The organism is Polaromonas glacialis (assembly GCF_000709345.1).
GTDB lineage: Bacteria > Pseudomonadota > Gammaproteobacteria > Burkholderiales > Burkholderiaceae_C > Polaromonas > Polaromonas glacialis.
On the sequence record NZ_KL448323.1, the window covers coordinates 3825326 to 3845578 of the forward strand.

General features: G+C 61.8%; 22 protein-coding genes. 6 read left to right on the forward strand and 16 right to left on the reverse strand.

Features of this window, described 5'->3' with window-relative positions; translation table 11 throughout:
• Nucleotides 1-60: 60 nt before the first annotated feature.
• Both tnpB and EC86_RS0118745 read right to left on the reverse strand, forming a co-directional pair.
• On the reverse strand, nucleotides 61-414 hold the full coding sequence (gene tnpB, locus EC86_RS0118740; RefSeq protein WP_029524733.1) for an IS66 family insertion sequence element accessory protein TnpB: 354 nt from the start codon (nucleotides 412-414) through the stop codon (nucleotides 61-63).
• Complete coding sequence (locus EC86_RS0118745) at nucleotides 402-809, reverse strand: transposase (protein WP_029524732.1); 408 nt, start codon at nucleotides 807-809, stop codon at nucleotides 402-404. The genes tnpB and EC86_RS0118745 overlap by 13 nt, the downstream gene beginning before the upstream one ends.
• Nucleotides 810-1045: 236 nt before the next feature.
• On the opposite strand from EC86_RS0118745, the gene EC86_RS28985 reads away from it, so the two are divergent.
• The 4 genes from EC86_RS28985 (at nucleotide 1046) to EC86_RS0118765 (ending at nucleotide 4238) form a co-directional block, all read left to right on the forward strand.
• Nucleotides 1046-1204, forward strand: coding sequence for a hypothetical protein (locus EC86_RS28985; RefSeq protein ID WP_156955363.1), 159 nt, complete (start codon nucleotides 1046-1048; stop codon nucleotides 1202-1204).
• Nucleotides 1205-1461: 257 nt separating this feature from the next.
• The gene (locus EC86_RS0118755; RefSeq protein ID WP_051676064.1) at nucleotides 1462-2469 is read left to right on the forward strand and encodes an IS1595 family transposase; all 1008 of its coding nucleotides are present in this window, start codon (nucleotides 1462-1464) and stop codon (nucleotides 2467-2469) included.
• A gap of 17 nt (nucleotides 2470-2486) precedes the next feature.
• Nucleotides 2487-2927, forward strand: a complete 441-nt coding sequence (locus tag EC86_RS0118760) for a LexA family protein (protein WP_029527387.1) — start codon at nucleotides 2487-2489, stop codon at nucleotides 2925-2927.
• A gap of 12 nt (nucleotides 2928-2939) precedes the next feature.
• Nucleotides 2940-4238, forward strand: a complete 1299-nt coding sequence (locus EC86_RS0118765; protein WP_029527389.1) for a Y-family DNA polymerase — start codon at nucleotides 2940-2942, stop codon at nucleotides 4236-4238.
• 240 nt (nucleotides 4239-4478) lie between these two features.
• Here EC86_RS0118765 and EC86_RS27170 read toward each other — a convergent pair whose 3' ends face one another.
• Together EC86_RS27170 and EC86_RS0118775 are read right to left on the reverse strand one after the other, a co-directional pair.
• Nucleotides 4479-5054, reverse strand: a complete 576-nt coding sequence (locus EC86_RS27170) for an RcnB family protein (RefSeq protein ID WP_051676065.1) — start codon at nucleotides 5052-5054, stop codon at nucleotides 4479-4481.
• 327 nt (nucleotides 5055-5381) lie between these two features.
• Nucleotides 5382-6512, reverse strand: coding sequence for a sensor histidine kinase (locus tag EC86_RS0118775; protein ID WP_036773532.1), 1131 nt, complete (start codon nucleotides 6510-6512; stop codon nucleotides 5382-5384).
• Between the two features lie 458 nt (nucleotides 6513-6970).
• On the opposite strand from EC86_RS0118775, the gene EC86_RS0118780 reads away from it, so the two are divergent.
• Nucleotides 6971-7351 (forward strand): response regulator, encoded by a 381-nt coding sequence (locus EC86_RS0118780; RefSeq protein WP_036773534.1) that lies wholly within the window; start codon nucleotides 6971-6973, stop codon nucleotides 7349-7351.
• 167 nt (nucleotides 7352-7518) lie between these two features.
• On the opposite strand, the gene EC86_RS0118785 is transcribed toward EC86_RS0118780, so the two are convergent.
• The 4 genes from EC86_RS0118785 to EC86_RS0118800 all read right to left on the reverse strand — a co-directional run bounded on the left by EC86_RS0118785 (nucleotide 7519) and on the right by EC86_RS0118800 (nucleotide 10855).
• Nucleotides 7519-8535, reverse strand: coding sequence for a hypothetical protein (locus EC86_RS0118785; protein ID WP_156955364.1), 1017 nt, complete (start codon nucleotides 8533-8535; stop codon nucleotides 7519-7521).
• Nucleotides 8536-9246: 711 nt separating this feature from the next.
• Nucleotides 9247-9726 (reverse strand): MarR family winged helix-turn-helix transcriptional regulator, encoded by a 480-nt coding sequence (locus tag EC86_RS0118790; RefSeq protein WP_029527396.1) that lies wholly within the window; start codon nucleotides 9724-9726, stop codon nucleotides 9247-9249.
• Nucleotides 9727-9851: 125 nt separating this feature from the next.
• Nucleotides 9852-10016, reverse strand: coding sequence for a hypothetical protein (locus EC86_RS29555; protein WP_198026822.1), 165 nt, complete (start codon nucleotides 10014-10016; stop codon nucleotides 9852-9854).
• 86 nt (nucleotides 10017-10102) lie between these two features.
• The gene (locus tag EC86_RS0118800; RefSeq protein ID WP_029527398.1) at nucleotides 10103-10855 is read right to left on the reverse strand and encodes a 2OG-Fe dioxygenase family protein; all 753 of its coding nucleotides are present in this window, start codon (nucleotides 10853-10855) and stop codon (nucleotides 10103-10105) included.
• A 148-nt stretch (nucleotides 10856-11003) separates the two neighbouring features.
• On the opposite strand from EC86_RS0118800, the gene EC86_RS0118805 reads away from it, so the two are divergent.
• A complete protein-coding gene (locus EC86_RS0118805) occupies nucleotides 11004-11300 on the forward strand; it encodes a DUF1840 domain-containing protein (protein WP_029527399.1) in 297 nt (98 codons plus the stop codon).
• A gap of 79 nt (nucleotides 11301-11379) precedes the next feature.
• Here the strand turns inward: EC86_RS0118805 and EC86_RS0118810 are convergent, their stop codons facing one another.
• The 8 genes from EC86_RS0118810 to EC86_RS0118845 form a co-directional block, all read right to left on the reverse strand.
• Complete coding sequence (locus EC86_RS0118810) at nucleotides 11380-12393, reverse strand: Bug family tripartite tricarboxylate transporter substrate binding protein (protein WP_029527400.1); 1014 nt, start codon at nucleotides 12391-12393, stop codon at nucleotides 11380-11382.
• Nucleotides 12394-12523: 130 nt separating this feature from the next.
• On the reverse strand, nucleotides 12524-13522 hold the full coding sequence (locus EC86_RS0118815; RefSeq protein ID WP_029527401.1) for a tripartite tricarboxylate transporter substrate-binding protein: 999 nt from the start codon (nucleotides 13520-13522) through the stop codon (nucleotides 12524-12526).
• 112 nt (nucleotides 13523-13634) lie between these two features.
• Nucleotides 13635-14885, reverse strand: a complete 1251-nt coding sequence (locus EC86_RS0118820) for a phenylacetate--CoA ligase family protein (RefSeq protein ID WP_029527403.1) — start codon at nucleotides 14883-14885, stop codon at nucleotides 13635-13637.
• 224 nt (nucleotides 14886-15109) lie between these two features.
• Entirely contained in the window at nucleotides 15110-15919 is an 810-nt protein-coding gene (locus tag EC86_RS0118825) for an ABC transporter ATP-binding protein (protein WP_029527404.1), read from the reverse strand.
• A gap of 102 nt (nucleotides 15920-16021) precedes the next feature.
• Entirely contained in the window at nucleotides 16022-17350 is a 1329-nt protein-coding gene (locus EC86_RS0118830) for an ABC transporter substrate-binding protein (protein ID WP_029527405.1), read from the reverse strand.
• Between the two features lie 65 nt (nucleotides 17351-17415).
• Entirely contained in the window at nucleotides 17416-18492 is a 1077-nt protein-coding gene (locus EC86_RS0118835) for a branched-chain amino acid ABC transporter permease (protein WP_029527406.1), read from the reverse strand.
• A 26-nt stretch (nucleotides 18493-18518) separates the two neighbouring features.
• Nucleotides 18519-19448 (reverse strand): branched-chain amino acid ABC transporter permease, encoded by a 930-nt coding sequence (locus EC86_RS0118840; RefSeq protein WP_029527407.1) that lies wholly within the window; start codon nucleotides 19446-19448, stop codon nucleotides 18519-18521.
• Between the two features lie 17 nt (nucleotides 19449-19465).
• Nucleotides 19466-20251: an ABC transporter ATP-binding protein gene (locus tag EC86_RS0118845; RefSeq protein WP_029527410.1), complete on the reverse strand. Its 786-nt coding sequence runs from the start codon at nucleotides 20249-20251 to the stop codon at nucleotides 19466-19468.
• Nucleotides 20252-20253 lie beyond the last annotated feature (2 nt).

The window sequence follows — 20253 nt, forward strand, 5'->3', positions numbered from 1 at the left end:
GGTGAAAGTTCCCAAAAATCCGAGTCTGAGCCTTGCCTTCCAAGCCAGAATTTGTCCCCCTTACGCTGCGCGCTCGTAGCGCACGGCCTGGTGTCCGCGCAGGGCCTGGATGTCGATACCCTTGAGCAGCCAGTGCAGCTGCTCCACGCTGAGCGTCACGACGCCGAGTTCGCCTCGCGGCCAGATGAAGCGGTCCTTCTCCAGGCGCTTGTGCAGCAGCCAAAACCCGTTGACATCCCAGCCCAGAATCTTGATGCGGTCGCGCCTGCGGTTGGCAAAGACAAACAGTGCCTGGGCAAACGCGTCCAGGCCCAGGCCATGCTCGACCAGGCTGGCCAGACCGTTGATGCTCTTGCGAAAATCAATGGCCTCCTGGTGCAGGTACACCGCACGGGTGGCGTTCAGCGTGAACACGCCAGTGTGCCCAGCAGTTGCAGCACGGGCGCCATCGCCTCCAGCGGGACCTGGCCCACATCGAGCGCCACCCCGTTGGGCAGGCGCACGTGCAGGCAAAGTGCGACTGGTGCGGTTGTTGCAGCCGGCGCTGCCGGCTCGCTAACCTGCACGGCCACGAAAGCCGCTGGCGACGCCAGCGCTTTGCCATGGTTGGGCTGGCCTGACTTGGCAATCCAGGTGCGCAGCAAATTGGCGTTGATGCCGTACAGCATCCCCACGCGCGCCACCGACACGCCAGGCTTGAGGCATTCGTCAATTAGCGCCTGCTTGGCCAGCGGGTCGTAAGTGCACCGTCCGTCGCGTTTGCGCCCGACCACCAGCCGGGCCAGCAACTCTGCGTTCATCTCTGTCATAGGTGTCCATGTAGTTGTAGATGGACACATAGCATCATCGAATCAGCTCACGAATAAAAGGGCGTGGTTCGCGGACCGCTTACGGATCAGATACCACGGAGGACAAATCGGGAATGTCCAGCTGATGAAATCGTCCTACGGCCAGATGCTATTTTCCCGACATCGCAGCGCTTGCGGCCTACCTAAAGTGAACTGGCCGGTTGAAATGGTTCAGCCGTAAGACCCAAGGAATGAAGATGCCTCAAAACACCAAAGACTCCCAAGGCGGCAAAAACCACGCACCCAAGAAAACCGCAGCCACGGGCCAGACAGGCGACAAGGCACAGGCCAAAAAGAGTTCGACCAATTCTCCGACCGGACCGCACAAGCACGGCGAGAAAAAGACCACGCCTTGAATCAAACCGGCCGATTCTTCGCCGCCGATTAATAGCTGTGTAGCCAAAGTTCACTTCGCCAGCAAAGCCCGCCACGTGCGGGCTTTTTGCCGCCCTTGGGCCGATTCGCCTTCGATGGCGTCAGGAGCGTTTCTAACAGCCGAGCTAGAAACCTTCAGGTCAAACCCCTGCGGCACCATATACTGTACGGATGAGGCGCTGTTCGCAAATAGTATGGGTTTTGTTGAGTTTTCGGGATTTTCAGAGGAGAATTTCGCATGCGCACTTCTCAGTTCAAAAATCTGCTTGCCCAATTGCCCCAACTCAGCGCCGAGCAGCTTGCGAATCTGCGGGCGGCAGCAGACCTCTTGCACCAGCACACCCAAGCGCTGAGTTCCATTGATGCGGCGATGGCAGGAGCCGGTTGCCCACATTGCAACAGCTTCAAGCACACCAAAAACGGACAAGGACGGGGCGTCCAGCGCTACCGCTGCAAGGACTGCTCGAGAACCTTCAACGCCGCGACAAACACACCGTTATCCCACCTTCACTCGAAGAAACAGTTTTTTCAACACGGTGAGTGTCTGCAAAAGGGTTTGACCATCCGGCAAACTGCCAAGGAACTGGGCGTGGCGGCAAGTACCGCTTTCCGATGGCGACACCGGTTCCTTGAATCTGTCGTTGAGCACCAGCCCAAGGATGTAGCAGGCATCTTTGAGGCCGACGAGACGTACTTTAGGGAGTCCCAGAAAGGCAGCCGAAATCTCAAGTCCCCCGAAAACTCCGTCAAGACACGGCCCGCGCGCCACCATGGCGGTAAGCCGCCGACCGGGGAGAAGCGGGGCAAGAGTGCGTCGCGCAAGGACCTGGTGCCCGTACTGGTTGGGCGTCTGCGCGGCCAACCCTACATTGCAGACCAGGTATTGGGCGCCATGACCGTCGTTCAAGCCACGCAAGCCCTGCGCGGAGTCGTTGGGTCAGAGACCTTGATGTGTATTGACGGTAGCGCAGCACTGAGAGGGGCCGCAAAGAATTTGGGTGCGGCGTACCACTCGGTGGCGGTATCGTATGGACCACGCGTAGTAGAGGGGGTCTACCATGTCCAGTCCGTCAACAGTTACCACGAGCGCCTCAAGACTTGGCTCAATCGCGACCTAAGAGGCGTAGCCACCAAATACATGCCCAATTACTTGGCTTGGATGCGTATGTCCGAATGGTACAAGGGTGACCTAAAGCCCGAGTATTTCGTCGTCTCAGGGCTCGGAAGACAGCTAATCAATACGTAATGCGAACAGCGCCATAGATGACCAGTATATTTTCGCCAGCCCAACCGGTGCTCATTTCCGACGCGCCGCTGTTGGCAAGACTGCTCATCAGCCGGGTCCGCGCCGGCTTTCCGTCCCCTGCCGAAGACCTGGGCGCCCAGCGCATTGATCTCACACAGGTGCTGATCACGCATCCACAGGCAACGTTTCTGTTGCGCGCGCAGGGCCACTCGATGATGGAAGCGGGCATCTTTGACAACGACATCCTGGTGGTCAACCGCGCCGTCACCCCCCGGCATAAACACATCGTCGTGGCGGTGGTCGATGGAGAATTCACCGTCAAGCGCCTGTACCAGTTGAACGGACGCACCAAGCTGCAGGCGGCCAACCCGACCTTTCCCGACATCGTGCCCCATGACGGCCAGTTGCTGGAGGTCTGGGGCGTGGTCACCGCCTGCATCAAGCAGTTCCCCGCCTAAACGTAGCCCGCCATGTATGCCCTGGTCGATGGCAACAACTTCTACGTGAGTTGCGAGCGGGTATTCCGGCCCAGCCTTGTCGGCCACCCGGTCGTCATACTTTCGAACAACGACGGCTGCGCGATTGCCCGCTCCAACGAAGCCAAGGCCCTGGGAATTGCCATGGGCGCGCCATGGTTCGAGATCCGCCACCTGGCGGAATCTAGCGGGCTGGTGGCGCTGTCGGCCAACTTTGCGCTCTATGGCGACATGAGCGACCGCATGATGAGCCTGGCCGCTGGTCTCGGGCCGGCGCAGGAAATCTACTCGATCGACGAATCCTTCATTGACCTGACCGGCGTGCGCGGCTGCCTGCTGGAGCGTGGCTTCAAGGTGCGCACCCGCATCCTCGACTGGATCGGCATTCCGTGCTGCGTGGGCATCGGCAGCACCAAGACATTGGCCAAGCTGGCCAACCATATTGCGAAAACAGCCGAGCGCAAGCCGGGCAGCTATCCGGCCCACTTGGCACAGGTGTGCAATCTGGCGTCATTGGCCCCGGCAGTGCTGGAAGAGGTCTTGGCAGCGACGGCCGTGAATGAAGTCTGGGGCGTCGGGCGGCGCCTGACGGCGCAGCTCGGGGAAAGCGGTGTCCATACCGTGCTGGACCTGGCCCGGCTGGAGCCCGGCATGGTGCGCAGGCGCTGGTCGGTGGTGCTGGAGCGCACCGTGCGCGAGTTGCAGGGGATGCCGTGCATTGCGCTGGAACTGGCCCCTGCGCGCAAGCAGGAAATTGCCTGTACGCGTTCCTTCGGGCATCCCGTCACCAGTCTGGCGGACCTGAGCGAAGCCGTGACGGAGTTCGCCAGCCGGGCCGCGCACAAGCTGCGCGGTCAAGGCAGCCTGGCCGGTCAGGTGCTGGTCTTCATTCGTACCAGTCCTTTTCGGCCAGAAGCGCAGTACAGCCGCTCGATCAGCCTGCCGCTGCGCCGGCCCAGCGCCGATACGGGTGTGATCGTCGCGGCAGCGCTCAGGGGGCTTCGTGCCATTTACCGGCCGGGCTATCAGCTGGCCAAGGCGGGCGTGATGCTGCTCGAACTCCAGCCCAATACGGTCCTGCAGGCCGAGCTGGACCTGCAGGCGGATGAAGCGTCCGACAGAAGCGGCCTGATGGCAGCCATGGACAATCTCAACCAACGCTACGGCCGGGGCACCGTGCAGATGGCCAGCGCCGGGCTGGCAGGAGACCGGCGGGCCTGGGCAATGAAGCAGGAAAGGCGCACGCCGGGGTATACGACGTGCTGGGCAGATATGCCAGTGGTGCGGGCTTAAAGACCCTGACCTGCGATCGATATTTTCACTGACACGGCTGGCACACTGACACGGATAAGGCGTGTTCATGGTGCCGGTATTAACCACCAAGTGTTCAGGATGATGACCGCCTATCCACCAACGTACCGTGTCCCAATACCCAGCCGCTGACGGCAATCGGGTAGGCCGCGCTTCGCGTGCGCCACAGGTGTCACTGCCGCTTCGCCCGTGACAGCCGCTGCGTCGGCTGCTCGAATCAGATCAGCCGAGCAGGCCGATGATGATGTCCACGATCAGGTTGTTTTGTTGCTGCACCAAGACAATGTCGCCGCCGATTCGGGCGTAACGATAGCCGTATGGGGCAGGCGGCAGCAGGCGAATCACGGGCTGGGGCACGGTGTAAACCATCACGCCCCTGGGCACAGGCTGGCCGACTTGCCAGTTTCGGGCTTGCCCCGGAGGCATGCAGCCATTGTGCTTTTTGGCCAGTCCCGGTGGGCAGTTTTTGCCATTGCCGTAGGTCTGGGTGTAGTACTGACGCACAGAGGTACGTTGCCGGTCATCGAAGTAGCGGCCTTGCTTAATGTCTTCACGCTGACGCTTTTCGGCCTGCTTCTGAGCCTTTTCATACTGCTTGTGATCGTCCTTGCGATCCTTGGCATATTCTTTTTCAGCGTGTTTTTGGGCCTTTTGGTATTCCTTCTGCGCGTGTTTTCCCTCGCCATTTCCCTCGTCGCCGTGGTCCTTGGCAAAGCCAGGAGCTGCCGCAAAAAAAAGGGAGGTTATGGCCAGCGCGACAAGGCGGCGTGGGGTCGTGGAGTGCAGGAAGCGGGTCATTGTGGAATCCATTAAGTTCGAAATAAGCTCATCAGGTAGCTTCACGCGGCCACTGATCGGCGTCTGTAGGACGCGCCCGCATGTTACCGCCCCGCTTGGCTCGACTTGTTCGGCCAAGTCTGGGCAATAACTGCCAAGCATCAGCATTTCACTTTACGCGCCCCATGACGGAAATCGTCATAGGGCTTTGCTTTGTCAAAACCAATTCACACCGCGAGCACACCATGCCCAAACACTATCCTGTCAATGAAGCCCTTGCCAGCCTTGCGTCGGCTGAACCCCGAGATAAGCACTAATCGACGCGCGCACCGCGCCGCCCGATGCTGTTTACCCCAGCGCATGGCGCGGCAGGTCGATGGTGAAAATGCATCCCTCGCCCGGCCTATCCCGAACGCTCAGGAGGCCGCTGTCGGCCTCGACGCTTTTTCGGGCAATCGACAGGCCCAGGCCCATGCCCGTCCGGTCACCGCTGCGCTGGCTGAACGGCGTGAACATCTTTTCGGCGTTTCCGGGGGGCAGGCCGCCGCAGTGGTCCTTCACGTCGATCAGGATGCGCTCGCCCACGGCGTACGCCGCCAGCGTGACTTCGGTATGCCGGTGCGTGAACTTGAAGGCGTTGTGCAGCAGGTTCATCAGCGCGCCCAGCATCAGGTCGCGGTCGACACTGATGCCCAGGCGCGGGTCCACGTCGGCCACGGTGAAACGGCTGCCTCGGGTGGTCGCATCCAGGTCGGCGCCGCTTTTGGCGTCGGCAATGAAAGACGCCAGCGAGATGGGCTGCGTTTGACCGCGTGCTCCGCCTTTGACGGCCACCTCGGCCAGGGCGTTGCTGATGAGCCTGGCCATGGACGCATGACTGCGCTTTAACACCGCACCGGTGGCGCCTGCCAGGGTCAGGTTGGCCTTTTCCATGGCGCTGACCGCAAGGCTTGCCGTTCCAAGCGCATTGCGCAGCTCGTGCATCAAAAAGCCGAGCTGCTCGTTCTCATGCACGCTTTGCTGCACCGTGATGGCCGCGTCGCGCTGGGCGCTGAATTCGCTCACGGCGTCAGCAATGGCATTGTCCAGGCAGCGGTTCAAGGTTCGGTATTCGTCGATGCTGAAAGGCGCGTCCCGCTCGAAGGCCAGGTCGGTGATGGCCTGGCAGAGGTCGCCATAGTCATGCACGACCTGGTCCACGCTGTAGCCCAGGTGCAGCAAGGCCTTGCCATGCGCGGCCGCTGCAAGCCCCATTTCAGACAGTTTGGATACATCGCCGCCCGACGGCCCGGAAATCCGAAGGCTGGTCGCGTCTTGATTGCTTTGCTCGGCCTGCAGGGTTCTGGTCAGCTGGTCGATGAACATCGGGATGCCGTTTTTCAACTGCCCGGCGGTGGCGGCCCGTTTCGGTCTTTTGGCGACCTTTTCGACGCACCTGGCAATCAGGTTGTCGCGGTTATTGGCTAAAAAATCGTTCATCATAGGGGTCAGTTTTCCTGGCGTTTCAAGCCGTTTGCTCCTGATGGACTGGCTCCACCGCTTCTTTGATGACCCAGCATGCGCGCTGCATCAATCTCGTGACGGCCAGATCGGAGTCAACCCTGCCTTGCGTTACGGCGCCCACTTCTTTTCGCTACTGAATTTATAGCTACTAGCGCAAGCTGTGCCAGCGACAGAGGCATATTTGATGCTAAAAATGTGTTTGCTGGTCGAAACGAGTTCGACCAGGCAGGTCGCGTCGAGGTTTTGCCGCCCAACTTAACACGGTGACATGAAAAAGTATGTGCGTTGACGTACATATCGGGCCGGCGGGCGTTGCCGGGTGCGCAGCGAATGTGCCGCCTGCGGACGGAAAAAGGCGCAACGGGCGTATCAGCCTTAGGCGCAGGAAGGCCGGTGTCCTACCTTTGCCAGCCGCGCGCTGGTTACCCTTGTTCATGCAGTTGCGAATCTACCTTGTTGAAGACAATCCGATCATTCTGGAGTGGCTGGCCGAAGCCCTGGAGGAGTTGACCGATACCAAGGTGATCGGCTCGTCGGGAACCGAATGCGAAGCATGCCGCTGGCTGAACGCGCACAGGTGTTCGTGGGACGTGGCGGTGGTGGACCTGTGGCTTGCGCAGGGCAATGGCCTGCAGGTGATCAAGCACCTCAACCGGACGCTTTCGCAGAAAATCGTCGTCCTGACGAATTATCCGACCCCGCAAATGCGCGAACTTTGCATGTCGGCGGGCGCCGATGCGTTTTTTGACAAGTCAACCGAACTTGACGAGTTCACGACTTACGTGTTCGAGGAAAGCGCGCATCACCAGGAGTAGCCAGACGATGAATGCCTTTGCGGCCTGGCGAATTGAAAATGCCGCCATGCGCGCGGCTTCAAGCATGCACATTTGCCCAAGTTGCTTCACCGGACCCTGAGCTTTGCAAATTTTTAAACCCGTGACCAAGGCAAATCCAGTTCTTGGCCCACGGGTTCAAGGAACCCTCAGCAGACGTACTGCGACCAGTAGTACGTGCTGATGGTCGGGTTATAGCCAGGGTTGGCGACTTTGGCGATGTACATCTTGCTGTCCGGATAGGACACGACGCTGCCAGCCGCGTACTGCCTGCCCTGGCTCCAGTTCGATGCGCTGCAGGTTCCGGCCGCGGCTGGTGCCTGCGCCGGGGCTGCGGCTGCGGCTGCGGTCACAGCGCCGCCGCCGGAATTTTTGAAGATGTTGTAGAACTGGAAGTCGCCTTGTGCCACGCCGCTGTACGAACCGAGGTTGGTCGAGCCACTGTAGGATTGCGCGCGGTCTCGCTGGAATGACCAGTAGGAAATAAGGCCCAGCCCGTTTTGCCTGGCAAAGTTGGCAACCGTTTGCGCATCGTCCAGGGTGAAGGTCGAGCCATCGTCGTTCTTGCCAACCATGGGCGTGATGCCCATCATGGCGTACATCTGTCCCTGGGTCTTGCCACGAAAGACCGATGTCAACTGATTGGCCGCAGCGCGAACCGTCATGACCGACGCCTCGCCCACTGTGGAAGGCGACACCATGGTCCGCAGGTTCTCGACGCCGAAGCTCTGCGTCATCACATTGACCATGTCGATTCGCACGCCTGCCGCCACGGTCGTGTTCAGCAGATTCATGGAATTGGGGTCAAGGCCCATCAGCCAGCCTGGCAATGAAAAGGAGACATACAGGTCGGGATACTTTGCCTGGAGACGCGCCAGAACACGCGCCCTGCGGGCCGTGCCGCCCACGTCCTTCAACTGGTGGCCTTCAATGTCGAAATCGAAGCGGCGGGTGTTCGCGTCGCTCATCAGCTTTTCCATCAGGTTGAACAGCTGGTCGTCGTTGCAGGCAATTTCGGCATACACGCCATGCGCGCCGCCGAACGAAATAAGAAGCCGTCCGCCCGCAGCGACGTAATTGCGCGCATCCGGGAGCTTGTTCGTCAGATCGGGAACCAGCGCGCAGCTGCCATTGGTGGTGGCAAAGGCAAGCATCGCACTGTTCATGCCGACGGATTGCTTCGCATCAACCAACGAGCCGCCCCATGAATGAAAATAGGGGGCTACCTCTGCCGCGCTGGCTGCCTGGCCCAGGCAAAGTACAAGGGCGCCAGTCAAGGCTTTGGTGATCGAATTGAATTGAGGGCGTGAATGCATCATGTTGAATTTTGGGCGTGGAAGGATCATTTGATCCAATGAATGAACCGAATAACTGCGGATTAAATAGGAGCCCGGCGTCCAGCCAGCGCTGAAAATTCAGCCTGGCGCCGGGCGGCGAAGCCAGGGCGGGGTACGCGTCATCAAGCGATGCCTGCACAGGCTGCAATCCATTCGAAAGTGGCAAATGAGCCGGTGAACGAAAAGTGAACGGATTTTGTCTGTCGAGCTGTTGAGGGTCAACCCGAATGAAGTAACACGCAGTTTCGATAGAAATAGTGAGTAACAACGGCGCATGGTAGCTATATCGCTGGGTGTCTGGCCTGTCACAAGGGCGCAAAAAACGTCTTGTACAGCCGCTGCCGGGGGAAAGCGTTGTCCAGCCGGTAGCCGGTGGCGCTTTCTCATCGCCTCCGAAACATGGGGTTTCCGTTCATTATTGTGTTAACGCAGCGTGAAGCTTCAGCAACAATTTGTTGCGATCACGTAAAAATGAACTGAATCGATTCGCCTGGAAAGTGGCGCTTCAGTTCTGGCGGCTGGCCGTGCCAATGTAGTGGCTCATTCGCTTTCGGGCAGGGTGTCTCGGTGGTAGTGCTGCTTGACCTTGCCAAGGAGCTGGTGCAGGGTTTGCGCTTGGGCGGGCGACAGGCTGTCGAAGGCGGCAACGATGCAGATTTCATGCTGGCGCGCCATCTCGCCGAACAAGGCGCGGCCGGCCGGCGTCAGGCGCACCCGGTAGGCGCGGCGGTCGCCTTCTACTTCGACCCGCTCGACCAGCCCCTCGCCCGCCAGCTGGTCGGTGATGCCGGTGACATTGCCGCCGGTCACCATCATGCGGCGCGACAGCTCGTTCATCTTCAGGCCGTCGGGCTTGCGTTCGAGTTGCGCCATCAGGTCGAAGCGCGGCAGCGTGGTGCCGAACTGCTCGCGCAACTGGGTGCGCACCTGCTTTTCGATCAGCTGCGTCAGCGTCAGCATGCGCAGCCACAGTCGCAGGGCCTCGGGATGCTCGCTGCGGCCTCTTGCTTCCATGTCCATCGTGACTCCTTGGCGTATCGACTTCAATTTGCTATATATTTAATAGCTGCTGACGCTTGCCCAGCGAGCGTAAGCGCATTTTTATGCTTGAAAATCTCGCGGTGGAACTGGTCCCGGCCACTGAGCTAGGGCTGGGGCCGGTCCACCTGCCGGCCTTGCGGCCGGGCAGCGCGCGTGGTCTGGCCCGGCGACATGTCAATCACGTCGATCACAGCCGGCGGCCTTGAACAGCCGTGCGGTGTCCACTGCGTCGTCTGCGGTGTTGCGGCCCCCGGCTCGGGCGAGGGCATCTGGATTGATCTTGTCTTAATTGTTTATGTGTAAACTAATTTCGTCAAGCGAAAAGCGACGAATTTCGCCTGCTTCGTTCGGCATTTCAAGGCGACTGGAAGCCGCCGGCCCGGTAGGTCAGCACCAGCGTGTCGCGCACGCCGCGCTGGCGGTCCTGGCCGTCGGCCGGGAATATCGGCGTGGTTTCGTGGATCACCCGCTCGTCGTCCATGAGCAGCGCCGTCAGCGGCTCCTGCATCAAAAAACGCATGCCGTGCGGCCCGTGGGCATCGAAGACGCGGGTTTCGCCGCCCTTGACGCCGCGCCGCGCCACCAGCAGCACGACGACGAAATCCACGCCGTCGCGGTGCGCGCCCTCGGGCGTCGGCCGGCCCACGCCTTCAGTGGTGTCGATGCGGAACTGATGCGCTTCGATGTACCAGCGCGGCACCGCCTTGACCTGCGCGAACAGCCGGCCCAGGCTGGCTAGCAGTTCGCGCCACGCCGGCGCCTCGGCCACGGCCGGCTCGACCGGGTCGAACCAGCGCTCGAAGCCGCCATGCAGCGCGTTGTAGTCCAGCGGTTGCCAGTGCGCCCGGTGCGGCGTCTGCTCAAGCGTGCCGCCGGCCAGCTCCTGGATGAAGCAGGCATGGCGCCGGCGCCGGTAGTGGCCTCCATCCAACAGGTGCGCGTCGGGCGGCAGCCGGTCCCAGGAATCGGTCAGCGCATTCCAGCCTTGCTGCCAGGGCGGCGCATCAAGCTTCAGGCTGGCGGTGAGATCAGCCGGCATCAGCAGGCTCAGCCCGTCCTGGCGAAGGGCCTGGTCGGCGGGTTTTTGAACGGTGGCAATATTGAACATGGGCGCTATTTTGCTTGACGCAGACTCCTCTGCGGCCAGATGTTCCGGGGCTCGGACCCGTCCCGCAAGAAATGAGTTCAACCTACATACATGCCATGCAAAGCTGCGGATAATGAATCCGCTGTTTCAACCCAAGGAGGCGCATTCAATGCTGTACCGATTCAAGTCAAAAAATATGGGTGATGTGATCATGCTGGAGCCCAATGGCCGGCAGATGCTGGAAATCATCGGCAAGACGCCCGGCCCGCGCGGCATCATCCTGCCCGAGCAGATGCCGTCCGCCATCGAGGCGCTGGAGGCCGCGATCAGGCTCGAAGAGTCGGGCGATGACAAGGACGGCGAAGGCCTGCCCGAAGGCGTCGGCCTGCACCAGCGCGCCAAGCCCTTCATCGACATGCTGCGCTGGAACATCCAGGTGGGCCAGGAAGTGGTCTGGGGCGTTTAAGCCTGCCCACGACGCCACGGCGCTGAACTGAAAAAGCCCCGGCAACGGGGCTTTTGTACGTCTGGCGGCAAGCGCCGCGTCAATCGACCTTGGCCCCTGAGGTCTTCACCACCTGCGCCCATTTCTTGTGTTCTGCATTGATGAAGGCTGCGAACTGCTCGGGCGTGTTGCCGCCGGGAATGGCGCCCTGCGCGAGCAGCTTTTCCTTGATGGCCGGCGTGCCCAGTGACTTGGCCGCTTCCTGCTGGATGCGGCTGACGATGTCCGGCGGCGTGCCGGCGGGCGCCAGCAGGCCGAACCAGGAACTGGCTTCAAAACCCTTGAGCGCCGGGCCGCCGGCTTCCTCGACCGTCGGCACGTCGGGCAGCGCGGCCGAGCGCTGCGCGCTGGTCACGGCCAGCGCCTTGAGCTTGCCCGACTTGATCAGCTGCATCGACGACGGCAGGTTGTCGAACATCACGTCCATGTCGCCGCCCGCCAGCGACATCAGCGCCGGGCCCGAGCCGCCGTAGGGGAAGTGGATCATGTAGGTGCCGCTCATGGTCTTGAACAGCTCGCCGGCCATGTGGATCGAGGTGCCGTTGCCGCTGGAGGCCATGTTGAACTTGCCGGGGCTGGCCTTGGCCACGCGGATGAAGTCGGCCACGTTGTTGATGCCGGCGGCCCTGGCTTTTTCGGCGTTGACGACCATGACATTGGGCACGCCGGCCACCAGCGTGATCGGCGCGAAATCCTTTTGCGGATCAAACGCCATCCGGCTGTACAGCGCCTTGTTGATGCCGTGCGTGCCGACGGTTCCCATCAGCAGCGTGTAGCCGTCGGGCGCCGACTTGGCCACCACGTCGGCGCCGATGTTGCCGCCCGCACCGGCGCGGTTTTCCACCACGAAGGGCTGGCCAAAGGCCTTTTGCAACTCGGGTGCCATGGCGCGGGCCAGGATGTCGGTGGTGCCGCCGGGCGCGAAGGGCACGACGATCTTGACCGGGCGCGTCGGCCAGGTGCTTTGGGCCATGACCGGATTTGCTACGAAAGTAATAGCTGCTAGCGCACTGTATATAAGCGCAGAGCGTCGATTTGGCTTGAAAAAATGCATTGACAGGATCTCCGTTGGTGTTGTGCGTCAACCTTAGCCGCCCGCAGTCGCTCTTTCAACAGGGTTAATCCGGGCATGAAAAAAGCCGCCAGGCATTCACCGGGCGGCTTGACGGAACGCGCAGCGCGTATCAGTCGGCGAACTTGCCGCCGGCTTCGATCACCGGCTTGAGCTTGTTGATCTCGGCCGTCACGAAGGCCTTGTGCGCGGCGGGCTCGACGCGCTTGTCGGTCACCACCACGGCGCCCAGGCCTTCCTGCTTCTTGATGAAGTCAGGGTCTTTCAGCGCTTTTTTCAGGGCGTCATTGATTTGCGCCAGCACGGCAGGCGGCGTGCCCTTGGGGGCGTACAGGCCGTGCCAGATCGTCAGGTCAAAGCCCTTGAGGCCCATTTCCTGCAGGGTGGGCAAGTCCTTGAGTACCTTGTTGTTTTTCAGCGGCTTGGACGTCGTCACCGCATAGGCCTTGACGCGGCCGGCTTCGATCTGGCCGGTCGTGTTGGTGGTCTGGTCGCACATCATGTCCACCTGCCCGCCGACCAGCGCGTTCATCGCCGGCGCAGTGCCGCCGAAGGGAATGGTCGTCATGGCTTCCTTGGCATTGATGGCCGACTGCCACATCAGGCCGCACAGGTGCGAGGCTGATCCCAGCCCGGCATGCGCGATGTTGAGCTTGCCGGCATTGACGCGGATATAGTTTTCCAGGTCGCGGTAGGTGTTGGCCTCCAGCTGGGGCTTGCCGATCAGCGTCATCGGCACTTCGTTGATCATGCCGAGGAATTCAAAGTCTTCCAGCGGCTTGTACTGCAGCTTGCGGTACAGGCCGGGGGCGGCCGCCATGCCGATGTGGTGCAGCAACAGCGTGTGGCCGTCGGGCGATGCCTTGGCCACCTTGTTGGCACCAATCGTGCCGCCGGCTCCATTCACGTTTTCAACCACGAAGTTGGCACTGCCGCCCATGGACTTGCGCATGGCTTCGGCCAGGTCGCGCGCCACGCGGTCGGTCGGGCCGCCTGCGGCAAAAGGCACGACAAAGCTGATGGGCTTGCTGCCGGGAAAGGTTTGGGCGCTGGCCGAGAAAGCCGAGAAGAGGGTGGCCGCAGCGGCGGCAAGAACTAACAGGCGTTTCATGAACGTCTCCTTTGTAATAAATTAACGGGTTGACCTATCGGCTAACCTAGTCTAAGAGATCATTTTTTTGGCGTATATCGCGGGAACTACGTAGGGGGATTCCCTTCATCGCCTACTGGTAGCTGCGCGCGTCCTCGATGACTTTGCCGTCGTTCGGCAGGCTGCCGGGAGCCAGCAGTTCAACGGTGCCGCGCAGCTTGGTGACATCGCGGATCGCGTCGCTGATGCGCTGGTCCAGCCCGGCAGGCGAAGACCGGGTTTCGACCCGCAGGCTCATGCTGTCGTTGGCCATCTCGCCGTTGACGACCAGCCTGGCCTTGATGACTTCGGGAAAGCGCCGGGCAATCTCGGCGACCTGCGCCGGATGCACGAACATGCCGCGCACCTTGGTGGTCTGGTCGGCCCGGCCCATCCAGCCTTTGATGCGGGTGTTGGTGCGCCCGCTCGGGCAGTGGCCCGGCAGCACCGCCGACAGGTCGCCGGTGCCGAAACGGATCAGCGGGTAGTCGGGGTTCAGGGTGGTCACGACCAACTCGCCCACTTCCCCTTCGGCCACCGGGTCGCCGGTGCCGGGACGGACGATTTCAACGATTACGCCTTCATCGAGCACCAGCCCCTCTCGCGCCTCGGTTTCATAGGCAATCAGGCCCAGGTCGGCGGTGGCGTAGCACTGGTAGCCGGCAATGCCGCGCTCGGCCAGCCAGTCGCGCAAGGACGGCGGAAAGGCTTCGGCCGACACCATCGCCTTGGTCACGCTGGGCAGGGCAACCTTCATCTCGGCGGCTTTTTCAACGATGATTTTCAGAAAGCTTGGCGTACCGATGTAGCCTGCGGGCTTGAGCTCGGCCATCGCTTGCACCTGCTGCTCGGTCTGGCCGGTGCCGCCCGGAAACACGGTGCAGCCCAGCGCGTGCGCGCCGCTTTCCATCATCGAGCCGGCCGGCACGAAGTGATAGCTAAAGCTGTTGTGGACCAGCTCGCCGGACCGGAAACCCGCTGCGTACAGCGCACGCGCCATGCGCCAGTAGTCGCGCCGCGTGCCTTCTGGCTCGTACATCGGGCCGGGGCTGGAAAATACGCGCGGCATGGCGGCGCCAAAGCCGATCGTGCTGAAGCCGCCGAACACGTTTTGCGCGCGCCCTGCCTGCTGGCGTTCAAGCAGTTCGGACTTGCGCGTGACGGGCAGCGTGGCCAGGGCCGCGCGGCTGCAGATCGTGCCAGGGTCGATGCCAGCCAGGATCTCGGCAAACGCCGGCGAGGCCGTGCGCGCATGGGCGATCTGCGCGGGCAGGGCGGCGAGCAGTGCCGCTTCGCGTTCGGCTGGGGGGCGGATTTCCAGCGCATCCATGTGGAGTGATGTCATGAAAGGGTGTTGGGTTGAAAGTTAAAGCACGCAGGCGGGCGTAAGGAGGGAAGCCATTGGCTCAGTGGCCTTTTCGGGGAGCAGCGGAATACGTGCAGCGAAAAGCGTGGGAGCGCCAGTTCCCTGCCAGCCGGGGCCGCGGGACTGGCTTAGCCAGACCGCAGGCGCAGCGGCCCCCTCGGGGGGCAGGGAGCCACACGCAGTGGGCGACCGTGGGGGCAACATCAGGCCAGCCAGCGCTTGCGGCGCTTGTAGCTTTTCACGTCCTTGAAGCTCTTGCGTTCGCCGCCGCCGACACCGAGGTAGAACTCTTTCACGTCCTCGTTGTTGGCCAGGTCGCTGGCGATGCCGTCCATCACCACGCGGCCCGATTCCATGATGTAGCCGTAGTCCGAGTATTTCAGCGCCATGTTGGTGTTCTGCTCGGCCAGCAGGAAGGTGACTTTTTCCTTGGTGTTCAGGTCCTTGACGATGTTGAACACCTCCTCGACGATCTGCGGCGCCAGGCCCATCGACGGCTCGTCGAGCAGCACCATGCTCGGATTGGTCATGATGGCGCGGCCAATCGCGCACATCTGCTGTTCGCCGCCCGAGGTGTAGGCGGCCTGCGACGTGCGGCGCGTCTTCAGGCGCGGAAAGTAGTTGTAGACCTTGTCCAGGTTGGCGGCAATCTCGCCCTTGTTGCTGCGCGTGTAGGCGCCGGTCATCAGGTTTTCCTCGATGGTCAGGTGGGCGAAGCAGTGCCGGCCTTCCATGACCTGCACCACGCCGCGCTGCACCAGGTCGGCCGGCGACAGGTTCTCGATGCGCTCGCCGCGCAGCTCGATCGAGCCCTTGGTGACGGCGCCGCGCTCGCCTTGCAGCAGGTTGGAAATGGCGCGCAGCGTCGTGGTCTTGCCCGCACCGTTGCCGCCCAGGATGGCGACGATCTTGCCTTCGGGTACCTGCAGCGAGACGCCCTTGAGCACCAGGATCACATGGTTGTAGATCACCTCGATGCCGTTGACGTTCAGGACAATTTTTTGGGGTTCCATGGGGTTTCTCTTGTCAATGTGTCTGTCTGTGCCAGGCGAAAGGCTTGCGGTGCAGGCCTTTCGCCTGGCGGCTCCCGAAGAAGCCGCGCAGGGGTCAAGTCTTCAAGACTGGCAGTCGGCTGCGTCGCGGCGCGTCAGCTTCTTGTCGGCCAGGTACTTCTCGGCACCGGCCTTCACCAGCGGCTTGATGATCTGGTCGTCCGACTGGTACCAGTCGGAGCTCATCGCCCACTTCTTGCCGTCCCAGGTCTGCACGCGCGCCCAGGTCGAGCCCATGTGGTCGGCGCAGCTGGTGGAAATCGGCCGCATCACGCCGGCAAAGCCCAGCGCATCGAGTCTTTTCTGGTCCAGCGACAGGTTCTCCAGGCCCCAGCGCACCTGCTCGCCGGTCATGACCTTGCCCTTGCCAAAGCGCTCCTGCGCCCGGCGCACGGCCTCGATGCTCAGCATCTGGATGATGGCGCCGCGCGTGTACAGCACCGAGCCTACTTCGTCCTTTGGACCGCTGCCCTGGCCCTTGTCATGGACCAGCTTGAGGATGTCCTGCATGACTTTCGATTCCTGGCCCGAGCCGTTGAGCGCCAGCGCCTGGTAGCCCTTGGCGCCTTCGCCGACGTCGCGCACGTCAGGCTCGGCACCGGCCCACCACACGCCGTAGAGCTTCTCGCGCGGGAATCCAGTGGCCTGCGCTTCCTTCAGAGCGGTCGAGTTCATCACGCCCCAGCCCCACAGCAGCACATAGTCGGGCTTGGCTTGGCGCACCTGCAGCCAGGCGGCTTTTTGTTCGACGCCGGGCGCGGTGACCGGCAGCAACTGCAGCTCGAAGCCGTGCATCTTGGCGCGTTCCTGCAGCAGCGGAATCGGCTCCTTGCCGAACGGGCTGTCGTGGTAGACCAGCGCGATTTTCTTGCCCTTGAGCTTGTCCAGGCCGCCGGCGCTCTTGCCGATGTGCTGGATCAGGATGTCGGCGGCGGTCCAGTAGCTGCCCATCAGCGGAAAGTTCCACTTGAACGCCTGGCCGTCCTGCGCGACCGACAACCCGTAGCCCAGCGTGATCAGCGGGATTTTGTCGTTGGGGACTTTTTCGGTCAGCGCAAAGGTGATGCCGGTGGCCTGCGGGTCGATCAGCGCCACGCCGGGCTTGTTCTTCAGGCGCTCGTAGCATTCCACGCCCCGGTCGGTGGCGTAGCCGGTTTCGCATTCCTCGAACGTCAGCTTGACGCCGTTGATGCCGCCGTCGCGCGCATTGACCATCTTGATGTAGTCCTGCTTGCCGTTGGCCCAGGGCGTTCCGTTGGGCGCGTAGGGGCCGGTGCGGTAAGACAGCAGCGGGAAGAACTGCTCCTTGGCCTGCGCAAAGGCGCTGGTGGACAGCGACGCTGCCCCGGCCGCGACCACGGCCGCAGCAACGACGAGTTTTGAAAGCTTCATGGATGTCTCCTTGGAATAAAAGTGTTGAAGCACGGGGGAAAAACGAGGGTCTTGAATGAATCCATTCAATGGGGGAAAGGCCACAGGCGCAGTTTCTGCTTGGCCATGGACCACAGCCGGGCCAGGCCATGCGGCTCGACGATCAGGAACCAGACGATCAGGCCGCCGAAAATCATCAGTTCGGCATGCGACACGCCGGCGGTTGAAATCTCGATGCCGAACAGGCCCATGAAGGCCGGCAAAAAGCGGTTCAGCGCAATCGGCAGCACGACGATGAAGGCCGCGCCGAAGAAGCCGCCCATGATCGAGCCCAGGCCGCCGATGATCACCATGAACAGCAGGCGGAACGAAATCTCGACCGAGAACGCCGCCGGCTCCCACGAACCCAGGTGCACGAAGGCCCAGAGCGCGCCGGCCATGCCGATGATGAAGGAGCTCACGGCAAAGGCGCTGAGCTTGGCGTACATGGGCCGGATGCCGATGACGGAGGCGGCGACGTCCATGTCGCGGATCGCCATCCACTCGCGGCCGATGGCGCCGCGCACCAGGTTCTTGGCCAGCAGCGCCACGACCACCAGGATCGCCAGGCAGAACAAATACTTGGACGTCGGGCTCTGGATCGGCAGGCCGAACACCTGCAGCTGGGTCACCGACACCGAACCCGAGGCCGAATCGTTGGTCAGCCACTTGATGCGCAGGAACATCCAGTCGCTGAAGAACTGTGCCGCCAGCGTCGCCACGGCCAGGTACAGGCCCTTGACGCGCAGGCTGGGCAGGCCGAACAAGATGCCGAAGGCCATGGCGCACAGCCCGCCCAGAATCACCGCCGGAATCAAGGGCAGACCGGGAATCCGCACGAAGAAGTTGTAGGCGCCGTAGGCCCCGACCGCCATGAAGGCGCCCGAGCCGAGCGAGATCTGGCCGCAGTAGCCGACCAGGATATTCACCCCGATGGCCGCCAGCGACATGATGACCAGCGGAATCAAAATCGAGGCGTAGAGGTAGTCGCTGGCCAGCAGCGGCACGGCGATGAAGGCAAACAGCAGCATCAGGCCGATGGCGATGCGGTCCTGCGTGATCGGGAAAATTTGCTGGTCGGCCCGGTAGGTCGTCTTGAACTGGCCGTTTTCGCGGTAGAGCATGTGGGTTCCTTGTTCTTCTTGTCAGTTCAGACGCGATCAATGATCTTCTCGCCGAACAGCCCTTGCGGACGGAACAGCAAAAACACCAGCGCCAGCACATAGGCAAACCAGATCTCGATACCGCCGCCGACGAAGGGGCCGAGGTAGACCTCGGACAGCTTCTCGCCGACGCCGATGATCAGCCCGCCCAGAATCGCGCCGGGCACCGAGGTCAGGCCGCCCAGGATCACCACCGGCAAGGCGCGCAGCGCAATCGTCGTCAGCGAGAACTGCACGCCCAGCTTGGAGCCCCAGATCATTCCCGATACCAGCGCGACGACGCCCGCCACGCACCAGACGATGACCCAGATGCGGTTCAGCGGAATGCCAATCGACTGGGCCGCCTGGTGGTCGTCGGCGACGGCGCGCAGGGCGCGGCCGGTGGTGGTTTTCTGGAAAAAGATGCTCAGCAAGATGACCATGCTGGCGGCGATGGCGGCGGCAATCACGTCTTCCTTGTTGACCAGGATGCCGCCCGGAAACACCGAGTCCAGCATGAAGATCGGGTCTTTGGGCATGCCGATGTCAATTTTGTAGATGTCGCTGCCAAACAGCGTCTGGCCCAGGCCTTCGAGGAAGTAGGCAATGCCCAGTGTGGCCATCAGCAGCGTCGCGCCTTCCTGGTTGACCAGGTGGCGCAGCACCAGCCGCTCGATCAGCCAGGCGACGACGAACATCAGCACGGCGGCAATCGCAAAGGCGATCATGTTGGCGACGAACAGGTTGTCAATGCCGGTCCATTTCGGAACCCATTCCGAGAAGCGCGCCATTGCCAGCGCCGCGAACAGCACCATCGCGCCCTGCGCGAAGTTGAACACGCCCGACGCCTTGTAGATCAGCACAAAGCCGAGGGCGACCAGCGAATACAGCATGCCGGCCATCAGGCCGCCGATCAGTGTTTCTAAAAAGAATGCCATTTTTGTTCTTCCGCTGCTTAGTGGCTGGTGCCGAGGTAGGCGCTGATCACGTCCGGGTTGGCGCGGACTTCTTCGGGCTCGCCGTCGCCGATCTTCTTGCCGTAGTCGAGCACCACGACACGGTCGGAAATGTCCATCACCACGCCCATGTCGTGCTCGATCAGCACGATGGTGGTGCCGAATTCCTCGTTCACATCCAGGATGAAGCGGCACATGTCCTGCTTTTCCTCGACGTTCATGCCGGCCATCGGCTCGTCGAGCAGCAGCACCTGCGGCTCCATCGCCAGCGCACGGCCCAGGTCGACGCGCTTTTGCAGGCCGTAGGGCAACTGGCCGACCGGCGTCTTGCGAAAGGCCTGGATTTCCAGGAAATCGATGATGCCTTCGACATATTCGCGGTGGCGCGTTTCCTCGCGCTCGGCCGGGCCGATGCGCAGCGCCTGCATGAACAAGTTGCTTTTGATCTTCAGGTTGCGCCCGGTCATGATGTTGTCGATCACGCTCATGCCCTTGAACAGCGCCAGGTTCTGGAAGGTCCGCGCCACACCCATCTCGGCCACCTGGCGCGAGGACATGTGCGAGAACTTCTTGCCCCGGAAGGTGATCGAGCCTTCCTGCGGCGTGTACACGCCGTTGATGCAGTTGAGCATCGAGCTTTTGCCGGCGCCGTTGGGGCCGATGATGGAGCGGATTTCATGCTCCTTCACATTGAAGGAAATGTCGGTCAGCGCCTTGACGCCGCCAAAACGCAGGCTGATGTTGTTGACGTCCAAAATGACGTCGCCGGTCTTCTTTTTTGTCATGG